The organism is Nocardia sp. XZ_19_369 (assembly GCF_015355715.1).
In the GTDB taxonomy this organism is placed as follows: Bacteria; Actinomycetota; Actinomycetes; order Mycobacteriales; family Mycobacteriaceae; genus Nocardia.
The window spans coordinates 1,283,764-1,302,621 of record NZ_JACVED010000001.1; the positions used below are offsets into that span (position 1 = coordinate 1,283,764).

The 18,858-nt window shown below is 65.0% G+C and carries 23 protein-coding genes; 14 read left to right on the forward strand and 9 right to left on the reverse strand.

The features are described 5' to 3' along the window. Positions 1-192: 192 nt before the first annotated feature. A complete protein-coding gene (locus IBX18_RS05845; protein ID WP_228540322.1) occupies positions 193-1,026 on the reverse strand; it encodes a helix-turn-helix domain-containing protein in 834 nt (277 codons plus the stop codon). A 450-nt stretch (positions 1,027-1,476) separates the two neighbouring features. Here IBX18_RS05845 and IBX18_RS05855 point away from each other — a divergent pair, with 450 nt between their 5' ends. The 7 genes from IBX18_RS05855 (at position 1,477) to IBX18_RS05885 (ending at position 6,111) form a co-directional block, all read left to right on the forward strand. Further along, positions 1,477-2,619, forward strand: a complete 1,143-nt coding sequence (locus tag IBX18_RS05855; protein ID WP_194832603.1) for an AAA family ATPase — start codon at positions 1,477-1,479, stop codon at positions 2,617-2,619. A gap of 194 nt (positions 2,620-2,813) precedes the next feature. After that, positions 2,814-3,083 carry a helix-turn-helix domain-containing protein gene (locus IBX18_RS05860; RefSeq protein ID WP_194832604.1) on the forward strand — a complete coding sequence of 90 codons (270 nt, stop codon included), beginning with the start codon at positions 2,814-2,816 and terminating at the stop codon, positions 3,081-3,083. Further along, complete coding sequence (locus IBX18_RS05865; RefSeq protein ID WP_194832605.1) at positions 3,080-3,730, forward strand: hypothetical protein; 651 nt, start codon at positions 3,080-3,082, stop codon at positions 3,728-3,730. Before IBX18_RS05860 ends, IBX18_RS05865 begins: the two co-directional genes overlap by 4 nt. Positions 3,731-3,734: 4 nt before the next feature. Next, positions 3,735-3,923, forward strand: coding sequence for a hypothetical protein (locus IBX18_RS05870; RefSeq protein ID WP_194832606.1), 189 nt, complete (start codon positions 3,735-3,737; stop codon positions 3,921-3,923). A gap of 2 nt (positions 3,924-3,925) precedes the next feature. Next, positions 3,926-4,138, forward strand: a complete 213-nt coding sequence (locus IBX18_RS05875; RefSeq protein WP_194832607.1) for a hypothetical protein — start codon at positions 3,926-3,928, stop codon at positions 4,136-4,138. Between the two features lie 330 nt (positions 4,139-4,468). Continuing rightward, positions 4,469-5,176 carry an AbiV family abortive infection protein gene (locus tag IBX18_RS05880; protein ID WP_194832608.1) on the forward strand — a complete coding sequence of 236 codons (708 nt, stop codon included), beginning with the start codon at positions 4,469-4,471 and terminating at the stop codon, positions 5,174-5,176. A 119-nt stretch (positions 5,177-5,295) separates the two neighbouring features. Beyond that, positions 5,296-6,111: a DUF6602 domain-containing protein gene (locus IBX18_RS05885; protein ID WP_194832609.1), complete on the forward strand. Its 816-nt coding sequence runs from the start codon at positions 5,296-5,298 to the stop codon at positions 6,109-6,111. A 386-nt stretch (positions 6,112-6,497) separates the two neighbouring features. Here IBX18_RS05885 and IBX18_RS05890 read toward each other — a convergent pair whose 3' ends face one another. Continuing rightward, a complete protein-coding gene (locus IBX18_RS05890) occupies positions 6,498-6,647 on the reverse strand; it encodes a hypothetical protein (RefSeq protein ID WP_194832610.1) in 150 nt (49 codons plus the stop codon). Positions 6,648-6,898: 251 nt separating this feature from the next. Then, a complete protein-coding gene (locus IBX18_RS05895; protein ID WP_228540323.1) occupies positions 6,899-7,231 on the reverse strand; it encodes a hypothetical protein in 333 nt (110 codons plus the stop codon). Between the two features lie 364 nt (positions 7,232-7,595). Between IBX18_RS05895 and IBX18_RS05900 the strand changes: the two genes are divergently transcribed. Both IBX18_RS05900 and IBX18_RS05905 read left to right on the forward strand, forming a co-directional pair. Then, positions 7,596-8,402: a helix-turn-helix transcriptional regulator gene (locus IBX18_RS05900; protein WP_194832612.1), complete on the forward strand. Its 807-nt coding sequence runs from the start codon at positions 7,596-7,598 to the stop codon at positions 8,400-8,402. Next, entirely contained in the window at positions 8,395-8,586 is a 192-nt protein-coding gene (locus IBX18_RS05905; RefSeq protein WP_194832613.1) for a DUF397 domain-containing protein, read from the forward strand. The genes IBX18_RS05900 and IBX18_RS05905 overlap by 8 nt, the downstream gene beginning before the upstream one ends. A gap of 277 nt (positions 8,587-8,863) precedes the next feature. Here IBX18_RS05905 and IBX18_RS05910 read toward each other — a convergent pair whose 3' ends face one another. The 5 genes from IBX18_RS05910 to IBX18_RS05930 are packed head-to-tail and all read right to left on the reverse strand — an operon-like array spanning position 8,864 to position 13,520. Further along, positions 8,864-10,114, reverse strand: coding sequence for an ABC transporter substrate-binding protein (locus IBX18_RS05910; protein WP_194832614.1), 1,251 nt, complete (start codon positions 10,112-10,114; stop codon positions 8,864-8,866). Then, on the reverse strand, positions 10,104-11,159 hold the full coding sequence (locus tag IBX18_RS05915) for a branched-chain amino acid ABC transporter permease (protein WP_194832615.1): 1,056 nt from the start codon (positions 11,157-11,159) through the stop codon (positions 10,104-10,106). The genes IBX18_RS05910 and IBX18_RS05915 overlap by 11 nt, the downstream gene beginning before the upstream one ends. After that, on the reverse strand, positions 11,156-12,037 hold the full coding sequence (locus IBX18_RS05920; RefSeq protein WP_107653644.1) for a branched-chain amino acid ABC transporter permease: 882 nt from the start codon (positions 12,035-12,037) through the stop codon (positions 11,156-11,158). The genes IBX18_RS05915 and IBX18_RS05920 overlap by 4 nt, the downstream gene beginning before the upstream one ends. A gap of 2 nt (positions 12,038-12,039) precedes the next feature. Next, positions 12,040-12,765 carry an ABC transporter ATP-binding protein gene (locus tag IBX18_RS05925; RefSeq protein ID WP_194832616.1) on the reverse strand — a complete coding sequence of 242 codons (726 nt, stop codon included), beginning with the start codon at positions 12,763-12,765 and terminating at the stop codon, positions 12,040-12,042. After that, on the reverse strand, positions 12,762-13,520 hold the full coding sequence (locus IBX18_RS05930; RefSeq protein ID WP_194832617.1) for an ABC transporter ATP-binding protein: 759 nt from the start codon (positions 13,518-13,520) through the stop codon (positions 12,762-12,764). Before IBX18_RS05930 ends, IBX18_RS05925 begins: the two co-directional genes overlap by 4 nt. 219 nt (positions 13,521-13,739) lie before the next feature. On the opposite strand from IBX18_RS05930, the gene IBX18_RS05935 reads away from it, so the two are divergent. From IBX18_RS05935 to IBX18_RS05955, 5 genes are all read left to right on the forward strand, one after another. Next, complete coding sequence (locus tag IBX18_RS05935) at positions 13,740-15,035, forward strand: CdaR family transcriptional regulator (RefSeq protein WP_194832618.1); 1,296 nt, start codon at positions 13,740-13,742, stop codon at positions 15,033-15,035. Between the two features lie 371 nt (positions 15,036-15,406). Then, entirely contained in the window at positions 15,407-15,625 is a 219-nt protein-coding gene (locus IBX18_RS05940) for a hypothetical protein (protein WP_194832619.1), read from the forward strand. A 149-nt stretch (positions 15,626-15,774) separates the two neighbouring features. Further along, positions 15,775-16,188, forward strand: a complete 414-nt coding sequence (locus IBX18_RS05945) for a phage holin family protein (RefSeq protein WP_194832620.1) — start codon at positions 15,775-15,777, stop codon at positions 16,186-16,188. Continuing rightward, positions 16,185-16,814: a DUF3618 domain-containing protein gene (locus IBX18_RS05950; RefSeq protein WP_194832621.1), complete on the forward strand. Its 630-nt coding sequence runs from the start codon at positions 16,185-16,187 to the stop codon at positions 16,812-16,814. The genes IBX18_RS05945 and IBX18_RS05950 overlap by 4 nt, the downstream gene beginning before the upstream one ends. Then, positions 16,811-17,068: a DUF4235 domain-containing protein gene (locus IBX18_RS05955; protein WP_194832622.1), complete on the forward strand. Its 258-nt coding sequence runs from the start codon at positions 16,811-16,813 to the stop codon at positions 17,066-17,068. The genes IBX18_RS05950 and IBX18_RS05955 overlap by 4 nt, the downstream gene beginning before the upstream one ends. Before the next feature lie 10 nt (positions 17,069-17,078). Here the strand turns inward: IBX18_RS05955 and IBX18_RS05960 are convergent, their stop codons facing one another. After that, the gene (locus IBX18_RS05960) at positions 17,079-18,206 is read right to left on the reverse strand and encodes a nitric oxide synthase oxygenase (protein WP_194832623.1); all 1,128 of its coding nucleotides are present in this window, start codon (positions 18,204-18,206) and stop codon (positions 17,079-17,081) included. Between the last annotated feature and the right edge of the window lie 652 nt (positions 18,207-18,858).

Below are 18,858 nucleotides of genomic sequence, written 5' to 3' on the forward strand. Positions count from 1 at the left end.
CTCGGTACCGCTTCTGGCCGGATTGTGTGGAGTACGGCTCGACTGTGGCCACGCCTATCGACCTCCGGCCGTCTCGCTACGCTTATCCATGCTGCTGCTCCATTTCCTTGCTGGTTGTGGGTAGTGGCGTCCGTGGCCCCCGTCGCCCGCAGCTGGAACTGCGGGACTTCCGGCGGGGGTCACCCTTGGGTGTCATCTGGACTGGTTCGGGTTCATGGTTGTGGCGTCGGTGGCTACGACGACTGCGCCAGGAATTTGCAGTAGTTCGCCCTCGACCTGTCCCAGCTCGACCTTGGCGCGTGTGAGCGATTCGAGCATTGAGGGGATGGCGTCGGGCGCAGAGTCGCTGAGTTGGGCGATCGTGGATGCGACTGTGTGCAACCGCTGGTTCAATTCGATTCGGCGACGGGACAGAAGGATCAGTTCGGCGCGCTCTTCGAGTTCCATGATCCGGGCGGCGTCGGCTTTCCATTGCTCGTCCGGCTCGTCTGTCGACTCGAGGACGGGGCGCATCAGCGTCTCGCCGGAGAACCACGTCGCGGCTCGGATCGCGGTGGTGTGGACTCCGGGGACGATTTCGGCGTCGCCATCGGGCAGCGCTGGGAACAGCAGTTGTACCGGGGGCACACCGAGTGCCCATGCGATCACGGACAGTTCTGCCGTCGAAATGTACTTGCGGCGTCGGTTCTCGATGTCGGTGATGGTCGATCGGGACACCGCGTAGCCGAGTGCGGTGGTCTGGTCGGACAGCCATTGAGCCGAACGCTTCCCTCGAAGCTCCTTGATTGCACGGCCGATCGCCTCAGCCTGCCGTGCCTCCCACGTTTTTTGCGTCATAATCCCACAATATATCAGTATATTGCGTTGAATGCTCGACAATGGAATGATTTCCCACAGAATGATCTCGAATTGTGGGAGATGATCTCCTGCGGGGAGGAGTCCGAACCAATGTCGACACCAGGCGCGTATGCGACGCCAGAGCAGCTGGCCGACCGCTGGCACACCACGCAGGAATCGCTGGCGCAAGACAGGTACCGGGGTACCGGTCCGAAGTTCCTCAAGCGGGGCCGCAGGATTCTGTATCAGTGGGCCGAGATTTTGGAATGGGAAGCGGCGCACACGATTTCGCGCACCGATGAACGGTCGGGGGTGGCGTGAGGTGCCCCAGAGATTCACGCGCCCCGGCGCGGAGGCGGCGGATGGTCGGGCGGACCGGATTCGGGATAGCGCGCTCCGCCGCCGCGCAGAAGCTGCGCGTCGGTTGCCAGGCGGGGATCCGTGGGTTCAAGGGCTGAACGATCGTGAACCCGAGCTGACTGCCCGCAAGCTGGAGGCGTGGTGCCACGCTGCGAATCATGTTGTAGCGGATGGGCTTACACCCATAATCCCGGTAGAGATCGCGCGCCTGTTGTGGCATCGGGGCGGCCCGGACCGGGAGATAGCCGAACGGGTGTATCGGGCGGGCGGGTCCGCAGCGTGACCCAGATCTCCACTCCGGCCGATGCGGCGGCGGTCGTCGCGAGGCATCGCACCGACGAGGACTTTCCGAGGGAACCCGAACCTGGTGCGCCGGACCATGGGCGAGCACCGCCCGGTCGGCGCAAACCGTTGGGCGAGCGTCTGCTGTCGCTGGCCGACCTCGGCCTACTGCCCGCAGCGGAGCCGTTGGTCGATGGCCTGCTCTATCGCAACACTCTTGCCCAGCTCGCCGGACCACCTGGTTCGTACAAATCGTTTGTGGCAGTGGGTATTTCGTGCGCGCTGTCGACAGGACAGAACTGGGAGACCCACCATGTCCCGTCGCGCGAGAAGGTCGTTTACGTTGCGGCCGAAGGTGCTTCGGGGCTACGTGCTCGCATCCTGGCGTGGTGCGAGCTGACACGGGTGGATCCGCGTGACCTCGAGGGCTGGCTGTACGTGCTGCCATGCCCGGTACAGCTCGGCGCGCTGCTCGAGGTGACCGAGGCTGCCCAGCTGGCCGCCGAGATCGGCGCGGGCCTGCTCGTGCTCGATACCCGTGCGCGTTGCACGCTGGGACTCGAGGAGAATTCGGCGACCGAGCAGGGCAGAGCGATCGACGCAGCCGAGCGTATCCGTGAGGCAGCGGGCTGCACCGTGCTGGCCGTGCACCACACCGGACGCAGCGGAACCGCCCCGCGTGGTTCGACCGCATGGGACGGCGCGGTGTGGTCGGACCTGCGGCTCAAGTCGGACTACCTCGCGGTGTCGATTCATGTCGAGAAGCACAAGGACGCGCCGAGCGGGATGGACTTCGACTACCGGCTCGTGCCGCACACGGTGTCGGAATCACTGATGCCAGGCGTCGGCGAGGACGGGCGAAAGTCCCTGGTAATCGTCCCGTTTGCGCGCGGGACGACTCAGTCCGACGAGCCGGTCTCGCTGCGGAAGGTGTGGGACATCGCCGGGACGACATGCGGCACAGGCGGTTTGACTACCGCACAGCTGCGAGACCTCGCCATGGACAACGATGTCAGCCGCACACGCGCCTACGAGGCGATAAACATGCTGGTAGAGCGTGGAATCCTGCGGGACGTCGGCACCGGGAGCCGGGTGCGGTACGTGTGTACAAGGTTGCCGCCCGGAGATGGTGGGCAATGAGAACGTCCCGCCGTCCCGCGTCCGTCCCGCTGTTGTCCCGTCCCGCGCCGTTCGTCCCGTCCCGCTCTCCTCTCTTAGAGAGCGGGACAACGGGACGCGGGACACCTGAAATCCGGGATAGGGGTGTCGATCTCGGGCTTGCGCATTGGCTCGCGGCTTGCGAGATCACGCGCCGCCAACGTCACGGTCTGCCTGTGCCCGAACGGCTTCGGGCACATTTCCGTGCCCACGGTGCGGCGCTGGCGTCCGCGACCGGACCAGCCGATGCCGCTGTCGCGGCAGCATCGGAGTCGTCCGGTCCCGGTCGGTTCATCACCACCACTGAGGCCGCAGCAGCACTGGGTTGCAGCACCCGCCACATCCGCCGTCTCGGCGAACGGATCGGCGGCCACAGGATCGGGCACCGATGGCTGTTCGACACCAACGCCATCACCGAACATCGAGACGGAAGGAACACCGAATGAGATACACACCGAACCAAGGCAGGCAGGTCCTCGGTCCATCGTCGCGCCAGCTCGACCCCGCAGAGCGCCCCCCGCTCGAGCTGGTACCCGCTGAGCTGGCAGCCCTGCTCACCGAACGCGACACGATCGCCGAGCGAGTCAGTGTCGCCGACACCGCACGCGCCCACCTGGCCGACGAACAGCGCGACCGAGACGCCGAGCGCGCCGACGCCGACACCGCAGCAGCAGCCGCGCGGGCCGGGAAACCCATCCCCGCCCCCAAGGCCATACCGAAGCTGACCAGCGACCGGGACAAAGCCACCCGAGAACTCGATGCCCACCGTGCCGCCCTGGCCGCGGTGACCATCGAATGCGAAGACGCGAAAACGCGCGCCTGGTTCGCCAGCGAGGATCCGCGCCCGGATCTGCTCGCCGCGCTATTACCAAAAGCCGAAGCTCTCGCCGCCGAACTCGAGGTCGCGGTATCGGCGTTCGCTGCCCGTGACTGGCTCGGTGGTTACGGCTACGACACCACCGCGCGGGTGTGGCCCGTCGCCATCGACACCGACCTGCGGCGCCAGGGCCTCACCGTCGACAACACCAACCCATTCCCCGCCCGCGACCTCATCCTTGGCGCGGTAGTCCAAGCACTCACCACAGAGGTCTAGAACCATGACCGACACCCGGATCCAGGACGCCAGCAACCCACACCACCACCGCGACCTACTCGCCAGCATCACCGCCAAACAGCGCGCCCAAGGCGTACGCGTGGACAACCAAGGCAAGCCCATCGAACCCCCGAAACCACACCGCTACGACCGATTCGGCAACCTCCTCGGCCCGACCGAGCAGCAGGACTAGCAATGTGGACGCCGTGGCCCGAACTGGTCTGGATACTCAACAAGTACCCAGACCATCGGGTCACGATCAAGCTCGTACAGCTCACTGACCCGCGCCGCGAGCAGTACCTCGCCGAATGCGAATGCGGATGGTCGCAATGGAACATCGCCGAGAACCCCGCTGTGCTCTACGCCGCGCGCCACCAGCACAACACCAGACAGCAGACCCCGACTTAGGCCGGCGGGGCGGCAGCCCCTCCCCGCCGGCCTGAGCTCGGGCGGTTGGCATAGAGCCTGCCACTCCGTACGGGTTCCGAAGTTTCGTCCGGGACAGAAAATTCTCCTGACTGCAACCGACCGAGTCAGGGGCGGGGGCCGAACTTTTCCAGCCCCACACCCCGATTCGACAGCCCGAAAACCCGTGCAGTCCCGCACCTGCCATACGGGCGTTGAACGCGCGATATGTGGCAAGAGAGTGCGTTGTTGACTGCGGCTCACTGACGGGTCCAGTATATTTATTTCGGTATCGAGAAGCCTCTCGGGGCGAAACAGTGGCATGCTGGAGTAGTGGGAAAGCATTCGCCCGCACTGACCAGGTCGCAGGTTGCAGAACTTGCCAGAGCCGCACTCGATAATTCCGCTTCGTTGTTGGACGACGCTCAGTTGCTCCTCGCAGGCGGGAGGTGGCCTCGTGCCTACAGTGTCACAGTCCTGGCAGCAGAGGAGTACGGGAAATTCCACCGCTGTGTTCTGGAAAGCTTGTCTATGGACGCCAAGGACCACACGTGGGAGAAATTCTGGCGGGACTTCAGGCTCCACAAGCCGAAGTTCGCCGCATGGTTCGGGCAGTACGTTGACGGCCAGGAGTGGGGGCCAATTGGCTCGGTCGGCGATGCTGATTGGCTACGCGAATGGAACTCCGCCCCGGGTAAGGCGGCCGAGCACGACCGCGGCAAACAGGCAGGTTTCTATGTGGACTTCGAAACTAAATCGGGTTCAATACGCGTTCCTGCCGAACAGTGCACCGAGGAAATGGCGACCGAACTGTTCGAAAAGGTCAGTTCGGTGGTCACCTACTGGGTGATGCCTCCCGGTCAGGCCCACCTGACCGGGATCCTGTTCCCCAATCCCCGGTCGTCGGCGTTCCTTTCCGAACTGTGGACGCTGATGTCGCCCAGGCCACCAGCCCCGCTCAGTGCGGAAGGCCTAGGTGACATGGTAAGCGCGCTGTTGAAGAAGCACCTTGGCACTGAGTGGCCTCCGAGCTCGGAGTGACCGGAGCACCGTTTTGGCTCTAGGCATACGGAATCCGCAGGCAATAGCGGGGATGCCCTGAACAGCAAGGCATCCCGCAGCAAGCCGCGCGGTAGGCTTCCGCGGCTACGATCGGCGGTGTGAATGATCGGGAAGCCAATAGCCCCGCAACAAAGCTCGGGGACATGTTCCGAGCGGTCGAGGCAGAAATGCAAGTCGAACTCAGCAAAGCCCGCGTCGGTCTGAGCCATATGGGCAACCGTGGCGGCCGCGTTGAAGACGCAGCACGAAAGGCGCTTCGCGACGTGCTACCTCGGCAATTCGACGTTGGCCACGGCGAGGTCTTCGACCGATACGGCGACACCAGTAAGCAGATGGACATCGTTGTCACGACACTGGACCACCCCTTCACTCATCCGGGGCATCAAGCGATGCCGTACATGCTTGACGGTGTAGCTGCCGTCGGCGAGGTCAAGACCAAACTCACAACCGACGAACTGCCCGACTGCATCGCGAAAGGGCTTAGTTTCAAGCGGCTTCGGCGTGCAGTCGGTAAGGACGACGTCGTACTAAACCATTCAGAAGAGTACTTGGTGGAGACTCAACTTCTTCCTCCATTTTTCGTGTTGGCATTAGAGAACGACGTTGCAATCGACACGCTGTTGAAGCGGATGAACGATGCTCCGTTGGCACCTGTGCAGCCGACAAAACTCTTCTTCAAAGAAGACACTCCACAGCACGCGCTCGACGCGATCTGCATTCTGGGAAGGGGCTTGATGTGGAACCTGCGATCGGGCATCGGACCTGTCCAGCTGAGACGAGGTGGCGAGCCACCACTGACCGGCTGGCAGTGGATCGACACGGATGCGCCATTGTCGTGGATGCTGCACTTGATGCATATCGCAATTCCGCAGATTCAGCGCCGTCATTCGCCACTCATCCACTACCCCGTGTGATTGCTGGGTTAACTCGTATCGATGCTCCCGCCGGATCGGGGTTCGCGCAGGCGCACGGACTGATTGGCGCACGATAATCGGCTATACCGGACGTTCTGCGCCGCAGTCGATCTCGTCGTGTAGAACGTCCGCACGGCGCGGCACAAGCGGATGTTTGGTGGCGTTCGAGATGCAAATTGCGGAGGATGCTGCACGCAACGATCGCGCCTGCTCTCGTGATCCCGGCCTACCTCACCACGACACCCCGACTTGGTGCCTTGCGGTCGGGGAATTCGTCATCGAGGCCGGGTTTACCGCTGTCCGCTCATTTACACAGGGTTCTTGGTTCTGCTCGGGCGGGCGTCGTGGTGGCCCGGTTCGAACCACTACCACGCACCCTTGCCGAATTATTCTGCGTCGGGCCGCTGCGCGTCGATGAACCGTTCCCGCGCGGCATTGAGCCGTTCGAGGAGAGGCCCGGACTGCGGCTCCCCGGCGATGGTCCATGCATCCTTGGCCCGATGCCATTCGCTCAGCGCTTTCCGGTACTCGCTCATGGCCCGTCGTACAGTCTTTCGGTCGGCAATCGTCGCAAACCTGTTGTGTCGCCAGGGATTACGGTCACAGCGTCGATGAAACCCCTCTGGCGTTGCTCCTCCAGGAAGAACAGCGCCGAGGTGAGGCACGCGGCGAAGTCCAGCGATTCACCCCGCAGCCTCACGCGTAGGTGTAGGTCCGGTTCCTCCGGATGAGGAGAGCTATGGTCAGCAGTCCTGTCGGCATTCATCGGCGTAACCGAACTGAGTTATCACCAGCCACGACGGACCGCCAACGGTTGCGAATCGCGATTGGTACCAGCACATGCACGTATCGCATTGACCACAACGGCACCCGAGGGGCGGAAGGTGTTGCGCGGCAGTTCAATCCACCGTCGCACGCCGTTGGATTCCGCTGTCGGTGACGGCAGCGAGATACTGCCCGAACGCACGATCATGACGTTCAGCCGGAACATGTCGCTGAACAGTCCCGTGTCGTCATCGGGTACGTCAGGCCGGACAAGAAAGCTCCACCGATTCGAGCCGATGTGTGCCACGGTCGGGCCGAGCGCTACGCCATGACGCTGCATGTAGGTCCGCAGCATGCTCCCCAATGGTCCCGGCATGGTGAGCGCGCCCGTGCTCCCGGCAGGGAACGCGAGATGCCCGGAACCGGGCGGGTCGATATTGGCGGGCAGTCCGCACACCAACCGGTAGTAGACGCATCGAGAAACTGCCGTATCCCCAAAAGGTATGTTCTTCATCGCGTTTCGGTCCCCTGCTCGCATCGGCCGGTGAGAGTGCGCCCGCCCTGTCGGTGATGGGGCATCCACGCCAACTGGATTCCGCCAGGTACCAGTGCGACCAGCACCGCAGACCGGCACTTGCTTAGCGTTGGAGCCATAAGGTAATGGTCCGGGGACATAGCGAAACGGACCACGGCGCGCAAGACGTACCTACGATGCACTTATGCGCAGGGAACGCCTCATCGACGCTCGCAAGGCAACAGGCAAGACGCAAGAGCAGATTGCCGAAGAAGTCGAGGTGGATCGAACGACGCTAGGGCGATGGGAGCGCAACGAGGGGACGCCGCACCCGGCGCAACGGCCCAAATATGCGGAAGCCCTGGGCATCACGATGGATGAACTCTCAGCGATGCTGAGTAGCGTTCCGTCGGTGACCGGCGAGATGCCCGAATGGCTATCGACGTATCTCGGCATGGAGCAGTCGGCAACTTCGATCCGTACACACGAACCGCGCGCGGTGTACGGACTCCTACAGGTTCCGTCCTACGTTGAAGCGTTGGTCAGCCGTGTCGGCATAAGCGGAGTGTCCGACACTTACGTGCAACAGGCGGTAGACCAACGGCTACACCGGCAGAAGCGAGTTCGGTCCGGCGACTTGGTACTTGACGTGATTCAGCCGGAGCCTGCACTACGACTCAGAGTCGGTACCCCAACCGTGATGGCCGAGCAGCTGCGTACGTTGGCGGAGCTGGCAGAGCTGCCCAATGTCACGGTGCGAGTAACGACGTTCGAGGTTGGGCAGTACGAAGCGCGCAGGCTCGGAGGCTTCTCTCTGATGTCCCATCCATGGGGCAACCCACGGGTGCATATCGAGAGCTACCGTGGCGGTACGTTCATCACGGATGCGGATGAAGTGGGCTACTTCGCTGCGGCGTTCGATCACGCGGCTAAGGTCGCGCTGAGCCCCACCGAATCCCGCCGTTTCGTACTTGGGCTAGCTGAGGAATGGGAGAGCAGGAACCATGGATAACCTCGAGTGGCGAGTGTCGAGCTTCACCGACAACGGGACGTGCGTGGAAGTAGCCGGAACCCCCGACACGGTATTCGTCCGCAACTCGAACGCGCGCGATGCCGGAACCGTCGCGTTCACCCGCGACGAGTTCTCTGCCTGGTTGAAGGGCTGCAAGCGCGGCGAGTTCGACGACTTGATGTAGAACGTCTGGATGACGTGAGCGGGGGGCGTATGGGCGTCCCCATAGACGACTGCGGCCCCGGCTACCTCCTCTCGAGGTGCCGGGGCCGCTCGCTTGCCGTGGACACATCCTGGCCACAATCCGCTGTGAATCCGGGTCAGTTGGTGTAAGTCACAGTGATGTGCTTTAGCTGGTAGGGGCGATTCTGGTGCCTCTGCCAGCATCGCTAGAAGGGTTCAAATCCCTCCGTCTCCGCAACAGACCTTGACCTGAACCAGCAGGTCAAGGTCGTGCGCGGCTACTTGCCGGTGTTGATCAGGTCGCCGATGAGCGTCCAGTGGTCACCTTCGAACCGCTGGATCCGCATGGCTTCGAGTGGGAACGCGTCGCCGGGGCCGGTCTTGACGGTGATGCCGGGCAGCAGCAGGCCGATGTCGATGTTGTCGAGGGCCCGCATGGCGTCGCGGAGTCCTTCGCGGGTGGGGCATTTCGCCGCTTCCATGGTTTTGTGGAAGGTCTGCGCCATCGCCCAGCCGACCGCCGTGTACTGGTTGGTGGGGTCGGCGTCGCGGGTGTACTGGGCCACTTTGTCCCGGTAGGTGCGCATGCCGGCGTCGGCGTCCCACTGCGCGTCGGCGGGGTCCTTCATGAACGCGACCGACACCACGTTCTGCACGTTCTGGAAGCCGACCTGCTTGAGCATGGTGACGCTGTTCGCTACCTGCGCGAGGATGTGCAGCGGGTTCCAGTCGGTGTTGCGGGCGTCGGCGGCCAAGGCCTGCGACGCGAACTTCGGTGTCGAGAAGTTCAGCAGCACATCGGCTTTCGTGTTGGCGAGATTGCGCAGCTGCGGTTCCACGGTCGGGTCGGTGACCTCGTAGCTCTGCTCACCCACGATCTTGATGCCGCTGCCCGCGACGGCTTCGGTGAAGCTGGTCAGCAGGTCCTTGCCGAAGTCGTCGTTCTGGTAGAGCACCGCGACGGTCGCGTTCGGCCGCTGTTCGCGGACGTAGCGCGCGAACGCCTGTCCCTCGGCCTTATAGCTGGGCTGCCAGCCGATGGTCCACGGGTGTTCGGTGTCGCTGCCCCATTTGGTCGCACCGCCCGCGATGAACGCCTGCGGCACCTTCCGCTGATTGAGGTAGTCCCATACCGCCGCCGAGGTCGCCGTGCCCAGGGTGGAGAAGACCGCGAACACCTGATCCTGTTCGACGAGCCGCCGGGTTTCCTCCACCGTTTTGGGCGGCTGGTAACCGTCGTCGCGGATCAGGAACTCGACCTTGCGTCCGTCGACTCCGCCCTGTTCGGCGTTGACGTAGTCGAAGTACGCGCGCACGCCCTTGGGCAGTTCGCCGTAGGCGGAGGCGGGCCCGGACAGCGGGTAGACGCCGCCGAGTTTGAGGCTGGTCTCGGTGATGCCGGTGGTCTGCTGCCCCTTGCAGTCGCCCTGTCCCACGGTGCCGCCGTCTTCGCCGCGGCCTCCGCAGGCGGTCGCCGTGAGCAGCACGGCCACCGCCGCTCCCACGGCTCGGATCGCCTTAGTGCGCATGGGTTTTCCCTTTCCGAAGGAGGTTTTCGATCCAGCGCGCCGCCCGGCCGATGAGCCCGGCCAATCCGTTCGGCGCGAGGTACATGACCGCGATGATCAGCAGTCCGAAGATGACGCCCGGCGCGGCTTGATTGATGTCCTGGGCGAAGCTCGGCACGTACAGCACGAACAGCCCGCCGAGCAGCGGTCCCCACTGGGCGCCGAGCCCGCCGACGACCAGCCCGGCCAGCAGCGTGATCGACAGCCCGACCGCGAACGAGTCGGGGGAGACGAAGGCGATCACCCAGGTGTAGACACAGCCCGCGACGCCGGCGAGCATCGCGCTCCAGGCGAAGGCGAGCGTCTTGTAGAACGCCGTGCGCACGCCGAGCATCTCCGCGGCGATCTCGTTGTCCCGGATGGCGTGTAGCGCGCGGCCGACCCGCGATCTGAGCAGTCCCGCGACGAGCAGGAAGCACAGCCCGGTGCTGACCAAGGCCAGGAAGTACAGCCACTGGTCCTCGGCCAGCCCGGTCGATTGCGGCGGTACCGGTTTGGTCAGGGTCAGGCCCATGGATCCGCCGGTCAGCGTCTCGAAGCGTTTGAGCAGCGGCACCAGGAAGATCGCGATGGACAGCGTGACCAAGGCCAGATAGAGCCCGCGCAGCCGGAGCGCGGGCACGCCGAGCGCGAAGCCGAGCACGAACGCCACCAGCGCCGCGACCGGCAGCGTCGCGAGATACGCTGTGTCCCAACGGTTCATCAGTACCGCGGTGGTGTATGCGCCGATGGCGAAGAACGCGCCGTGTCCGAGCGAGATCTGACCGGTATGCCCCACCAGCAGATTGAGTCCCACCAGGGCGATCGCGTAGATCATCGCCATCGCGAGCTGGAAGGTGCGAAACGGCACCAATTGGAACGGCGCATAGCAGGCGAGGACGATCACCGCGGCGACCGCGAGCCAGCGCCAGTGTTGTGCCGCGAGTCCGCGCAGCGATGTCTTCCGTTGTGGCACAGTATGTTCGGCGGTCACCGTCTCGGTGACCGGCTTGGTGATTTCGCTCATACCCGCTCCACCACCGCCCGGCCAAACAGGCCTTGCGGCCGGACCAGCAGAACGCCGAGGATGATCACCAGTGGCACACCGATCTTGAGTTCCGTCCCGATCACGTCGACGTACGCGCCGGTGAGGGTTTCGGCGATGCCGACGATCAAACCGCCCGCCACCGCCCCGCCCGGGCTGTCGAAACCGCCGAGCGTCGCCGCCGCGAAGGCGTAGATGAGGACCCCGCCCATCATGGTGGGTTCGAGGAAGAGCAGCGGGGCGGACAAGACCCCGGACACCGCGCCGACCAAAGCTGCGAGCCCCCACCCGAGCGAGAGAACGGTGCCGACCCGAATCCCGACGAGCCTGGCGGACTGTGGATTACACGCGACCGCCCGCATCGCCAACCCGATCTTGGTGTAGCGGAACAGCAGATACAGCAGTCCCATCACCACACCGACCACCGCAAGCACACCGAGATTCCCGTATCCGGCGGTCACGCCACCGGCTCGTAACGCACCGTCCGGGAACGGATTCGGGAACGACTTGACCTGAAAAGACCAGATCCAGCCCGCGGCGGCGTTGATGAAGAAGAACAACCCCACCGTCACGATGACCAGCGTCAATTCCGGGGCGCCCTCGACCGGCCGGATGATCACCCGTTCGATGAGCATCCCGCCGATGAACGAGACGATGAGTGTCGCGATGAGCGACAACCAAAAGGGAAAGCCGTGCTGCATGAACTGCCACGCGAGAAAAGCCGAGAACATGGCCAGCTCACCCTGGGCGAAATTTACTATCCCGGTGAACCGGTAGATCAGCACCAAAGCCAGCGCCAGCCCGGCGTACAACGCGCCGGAACTGATGCCTTCGAAAATCTGCTGTAGGAATTCGGCCACGATTACACCCTGTATCCGAGGTAAGACCGGGCGACCTGCTCGTCGGCCTTGATCTCGGCGGCGGTGCCGGACAATACGATTCGGCCGGTCTCGAGCACATGCGCCTGATGCGCGTTCTCCAGTGCCAGATGAGCGTTCTGCTCGACAACGATCACCGTGGTTTTTTCCTCTTCGTTGATGGTGTGCACGATGCGAAAAAGCTCCTGGGTGACCAGCGGCGAAAGTCCGAGCGACGGCTCGTCCAGCAGCAACAGCCGGGGCGCCAGCATGAGCGCCCGGCCGATGGCCAGCATCTGTTGCTGGCCGCCGGACAGGCCACCGGCCGGCTTGCGCAGGTTGTCCGCGAGCACCGGGAAGTAACCGAACACCCGCTGCAGGTCCGTCTCGACGCGGGCGCGATCGCGACGCGGATACGCGCCGAGCCGCAGGTTCTCCTCGACGGTCAGCGGCATGAAGGTGCCGCGTCCCTCCGGCACGTGGGCGACGCCGAGCCGGGCCATCGCCTCCGGTGCGCGTCCGGTGACTTCGGCGCCGTCGAGCCGAACCGCGCCGCGCGGCCGGATCATGCCGCAGATAGCGCGCAGCAGCGTCGATTTCCCCGCACCGTTGGCGCCGAGGATCGCGCAGACCTCGCCGCGGCGGACCGTGAAACTCACCCCGTGCAACACCTGGGCACCGCCGTATCCGGCCCGCAGCTCGGTGACGGACAGGAAGGCTTCCGCACTCATGCCGCCGTCCCCAGGTACGCCGCGATGACGGCCGGATCCCGTTGCACCGCTTCGGGATCGCCCTCGGCGATCAGCCGCCCGAAGTCGAGGCAGACGACCCGATCGCAGGTGCCCATGACGAACCCCATGTGATGCTCGACGACTATCACCGTCAGATCCGATTCGTCACGCAGCGCCCGCAAGCGATCGGCGAATTCGCCGACCTCACTGTGGTTGAGCCCGTTGACCGGCTCGTCCAGCAGCAGCAACCGCGGCTGGACGGCCAGCGCCCTGGCCAGTTCGATCCGTTTGAGCGTCCCGAACGGCAGCCCGGCGGCCGGATGATCGGCCACGTCGGCCAGCTCCAAACGGTCGAGCAGCGCGTCGATTTCGATGCGTAAGGCTCGTTCCTCGCGACGCACCCGCGGTAACCGCAATGCCGCGCTGGTGAATCCGGCACCGGCCCGGTGGTGTGCGCCGACCAGGACGTTGTCGCGCACCGACATCCGAGGAAACAGCCCGAGATTCTGAAAGGTTCTGGCGATGCCGAGCGCGGCGAGCGCATCCGGTCGCACGGTCAGCAGATCGGTGTCCAGATAGCGCATAGCACCCGAATCCGGCAGGTGGCGGCGGGTCAGGCAGTTGAACAGCGTGGTCTTCCCGGCGCCATTGGGTCCGATCAGGCCGACCATCTGTCCCGGCTCCACCCGGAATCCGACCTCGTGCAGTGCGGTGATGCCGCCGAAGCGGACGGTCAGGTCGGATATTTCGAGCATTCGGCCTCCCAGCCCACGTTTGAGACGTGGGAAAAAATCCCTGCGCGACAACAACTTCAGCTGCCCGCCTGGAGTGCAGATGGTCAGCGTAAGTGCGCTGGTCAGCGGGCACATCGGCCGTGGAGGCCAAAGCCGGCCCGCGATGTTGTCCTCGCCGGACATGGACGGCCCGGCTCTAGTCGTGTTGACACCCCCGATACAGCGATGGAGTATCCGCATATGTCAGCTGGGTCACATTCGGACAGCACGGTGTATCCGGACGAAGTACAGGCCGAGCGCATTCGAATAATCGGTAACGCCTATGCCCAGGCGGAGGAGATCGCCGACGCCGGACTGGCGGCGATCCTCGCCCAGATTCCCAGCTACGCGGCTCGTGACAGCACCTTCCACGCCGATGTGCACGATCAACTGACCAGGCTGTGCCGGTCCGGGCTCAGCGCGTTCCTGGAGCACCGCAAGGTGACCGTCGAGGAACTCGCCTACACCCGCCGGGCCGCGGTGCGCCGGGCCAGGGCCGGGCTCACCCTGGTCGACTACATCACCGCCTTCCGGCTCGGCCAGCAGGCGACGTGGAAGGCGCTGCTGGCCTTCGCCGGTGAATCCGAGGCCGGGCGGCAGGCCGCGCTGTCGATGGTCGCTCCGTTGGCGCGCTACAACGATCTGGTCAGTACCGAGGCCGCCAACGCCTACCTCGAGTTCCAGCAGGCGTGCTCGGCCGACTTCGGTCGCGAAGGACAGGACCTGCTGGAACGGCTGCTCGCCGGCGCACTGCCCGAGCGTGGACCGCTGCTCGCCAAGGCAAGCGCGCACGGCATCGGCGCGGAGAGCACCGCCGCGATGGTGGTCGTCACCGCGACCGTGCTCGACAGCCAGCTGCGCGAGGCGCAGGACGGAACCGACACCGAGGCAAGACAACTCGCCGCCGCGGCCATGGCCGGTGTCGGCGTCAACGGCCTGCGCACCCTCGCGGTGGTGCGCGGCACCGAGATCATCGCCGTCCCCGCGCTCAACCGCAGCGCGAGCACCGGCGAACTCTGCGAGCGACTACAGGCGATGCAGCGCAAACTGAGCGCGGCGGGCATCACCCTCGCCGTCGGCGTCAGCACCGTCGTCGCCGGCATCGCGCAGCTGCCGAAGGCGTACCAGCAGAGCCGGAACGCCCTCGGCCTGCTGCTCGAGGCGGGCGGCGTCCTGGCACTGCCGCACATCACCCCGTTTCGCTACCTCATGCTGCGCGCCGACGACACCGCCCGCCACCTCATCGACCCCGGCATCGCGGCCGTGCTGTCCGACGACCGAACCCGCGGCGGCGTGCTCGCCGACACCATCCGCGCCTTCGCCGCCGCCGACATGAACCTGCGCGAAGCCGCCGACACCCTGCGCATCCACCACAACACCGCCAAATACCGCCTACGCCGCATCCAAGACCTCACCGGCCGCAGTGTCCGCAGCGTCAACGACCTGATCGAATTGCTGGTGGCGATCGAGCTACAGGCGGAGGTCAGCCCGCGGTAGTACCCGAGGCGCAGGCTCCGCGGTGTGCCGCCGACTCCTGCGCCCCTCGTCAGCGGTCGCAGATGACAAAAATGGCAGTGCCTAAATGGCAGTGCTGAAAATGGCAGTGCTGCAGGCAATCTCGATCATCCGCAGTAGGATGTAATAACCGGGGGAAGGGGATTAACAGCCCGTGTCTGCATAGTTCACCGGATATTGCACGGGTATTTGTTCGGTATGCAATGCGCCGTCGGAATGGTTTCCGGCAGTCGGCTGGGGGGTCCAGTTCACTCGCCACAATGCCGTCCGGCGTAATGGCCGTATCGGCTGGTCGGACGATCGATGCAGCGAGCGTTCGGCGCGCACTGAAGTAACTCGTTTCGGGGAGATTCATGAATATCCGTAAGAAGATGCCATTCGTTATTGCCGCTGCGGCGGCCCTCATGGGCTCGTTGGCGCTTGCCGCGCCGAACGCCACCGCGGAGCCCACCGACATTCCCTGTACCAGGGATTACCTGAACTGGAGGTCGTGGGATGGTCCCGGAACCACCGGCCGGGAATGGGTGTGCACGTACGACAGTGAGCGCGGCTTCCACTGGCGGACCACCTAGGTCGTTCGGCCGGTTCATGAGTGGTTGACGGACACCACCTTTGGTGTCCTGGGTGGGGGCGACGGGTATCGCCCTCACCTGCCGCCGCCCAGAACGCGTGTTTGTCACCCGCGACGCCGGGTAACCGGCCGTCGACTGGGAGGTGCCAAATGACAGAAGCGCGGAGCGGGCCACCGGCGGAGACTCGGTCGGTCGGCGAACTGGTCAACGACGCGACCGAGCAGATCAGCAGGCTGATCCGGGACGAGTTGCAGCTGGCCAGGCTAGAGGTACAGAAAAAGGGCAAGCTGATCGGCCGTGGTGCCGGGCTTGCCGGAGCCGGCGCCCTCTTGGCGTTCTACGGCGGAGCGGCCTTGATCGCCGCGGCGATATTCGCCTTGGCGATACCGCTACCCGCGTGGGCCGCGGCGCTGATCGTCGGTGGAGTGCTGGTGGTCGTCGGTGCCGTACTCGCCCTCCTCGGCAAGAAGGACGTCCAGGAGGCGGTCCCGCCGGTGCCGCAGGAAGCGGCCGCGGGCGTCAAACGCGACATCGAAACCATCAAGGACGGGAGACGCCGATGAGCGACCAGGGACGCCGGGCCGCCGACGACACCACCGAAGTCGACACGCCGATTGTGAGCGGTCCGATCGAAGAGGAAGCACTGCGCGCGGACCGTGATGCGACCAGAGAGCAACTGGGGCAAACGGTTTCGGAGCTGACCGACAAAATGGACGTCAAGGGTCGAGCGCAGGACAAACTGCACGACACTGCCGACACGGTGCGCGAAAAGGCAACGGAGGCAACCGAAGCCGCCGCAGAGAAGACCGCGCAGGCCAAGTCCGCTGCCAGCCGGAAGGCGGCCGAAACCAAGGACGCCGCGGCCAAGAAGGCTGCCGCGACCAAGCAGGCCGCGAGCAAAAAGACCGCGGAGGTCAAGGAATCCACCAGCAGGAAGGCCGCCGAGGTGGAGGCGGCGACCCTCGAGAAGGCCGCGCAGGTGAAGCAGGCCACCGAGGAGAAGACGCAGCAGGCCAAGGCGCAGGCGCGCGACCTGGTCGACAAAGCCGAAGCCGCCACCCCCGAGCCGGTCGTCGAACGCGGCAGGCAGGCCGCGGACGTGGCGCGTCGGCAGCCCGCCGCCGTGGCCGGTGCCGCGGCACTCGCGGCGCTCATCGTCTGGTGGATCCTGCGCAGGCGGCAGGCATGAAGACGCTGTACAAGCCGCTCGGCATGCTGGTCAGCGTGGTGGGCGGCCTCGCGGCCAACGCGGCGTTCACCCGCGTGTGGCGCACCGTCAGCGGTGCGGACGAAGCTCCCAGCGCCACAGCGCGGAACTACACCTGGAGCGAGGTCTTGATCGCCGCCGCGCTCCAGGGCGCCATCTTCGGCCTCGTCAAAGCCGCCATCGACCGGGCGGGCGCGACCGGCTACAAGTCGTTGACCGGCACCTGGCCCGAGTAATCGGGACGGCTCATTCGTCTCCGCTGAAATCCCGGCGCACGAAGTTGGGGCGGATGTCGGGGTCCGGCGGATCGTAATACCGGTGGAACGTCGGGGTCAGACCCGACGAGATCGGCGGGTTGATCCAACTCCAGTCGGTCGGGCAGGTCCGGCCCGCGGCCTCCTCTCGTTTGACGTGATCGCAGAACTGCTTGGCCACCGTGTGGTGATCGACGATGTACACCCCCGCTTTGCGGAAGCTGTACAGCACTGCGCGATTGAGTTCGACCAGCGCCGAGTCCCGCCACAGCGTGCGCTCGGAACGGGTGTCCAGGCACATCATTTCGGCGATCAGCGGCAGCATGTTGTAGCGGTTGGTGTCGCTCAGATTGCGTGCGCCGATCTCGGCGCCCAGGTACCAGCCGTTGAACGGCGCGAACGGGTAAGTGACACCGCCGACTTCGAGGTTCATGTTGGAGACCGCGGGCAACGCGTGCCAGCGCAGGCCCAGCCCGGCGAACCACTCGAACTCCGGGTGCTCCAGTTCCACCTCGCGGGCCAGCTCGGGCGGAATGTCGAACCAGCGGATCGGCTCGTCCGGCGTGCTGATCAGTAGCGGCAGAATGTCGAAAGGCGTTCCCGCGCCGCGCCAGCCGAGTTTCATCGCGAACTCGGTGAGCGTCACATTCGCCGCATCGCCGGTGACCGTGCCGTCGCCGTTGCGGTAACCGGCGTAGCGGATGAGCTGCGGGCTGACGATCCGGAACTCGCGCCCGTCCGGCTGCCGCGGCGGCCCGACGGTGATCATCGATTGAATAGCACCACCATTGGTGGCCATCTGTAGATGTTGCCAGCAGACCTCGGCCAGATCACGCGCGGACCGCACGCGCCGCGCGTCGAGCAATTTTAATGAGCGCCAATGCTTTCGGCCGACACAGCGGGCGTGATTGCGCCACGCGAGCTTGGCGCCGATCAGGATTTCCTCGGCGGTCTGCAGATAGCCGCCGGTCTGTTCGAGCTGCTCCAGCGCGGTGCGGCGGCGCTGGGACGACAGATGGGCCAGTTCCGGCATGCGGAAGAATTCGTCGCACTCACGTAGCCGGCGTTTCAGATCTGTACTGAAAGGCTTTGTGTCGGGGGAGTTTTCGAACGGTGGCACGGGTAACACAGGATTCACGGTTTTCTCCGGTCGGGCATCGGTACTGCGGTGAAACAGACAAGTTCGAGCGGGAGAATTCGTACGGGCGCGTGGCCGACACCGTCTCCCCCTGGTGGTCCGCGAGGGTGGGCACGCAGGGCGATGCCGCGAATTAGCTTCGGCTCGAAGGGGAGTGCGCGCCGTCGTGGGCTGTCGCGATTCCGTACCGAGCGGCCGGTCCGCTTGCTGGGCATAAGCGCAGCGCGGCGAGCTCGGTGCCGATAGTGCGGATCCACGATCATGTGCGTCCTTGTTCATGCCCGGGAGAGGCCCGGAGAGTAGCGTACGGCGGGTGTGCTGGCGGTGTGCCCGGATTTGCTGGATTTGCTGGGTCGGACCGGGTCGCGGATCGAAATGGGTGGCGTCGAGTCCCATTGACGGCGTGGCGGGTTCGCGTACCAGGAGTTTGCTGAGTGCGCAGAACGAGCCGTTTGCGGTGGTACTTCACGGGGTCGAAGGACACCGTTCGTGCGAGCTGCGCAACTCGTATGTCCGCGCGGGTGGAGCACTGCCGACATTCCGCGCGGGTGGGGCACCGTCGACATTCCGCGCGGCTGGGGCGCCGCCGTCGCAAGCCGCGTCACTCGGATGCTGCCGGCTGCGCGGGCGGGCA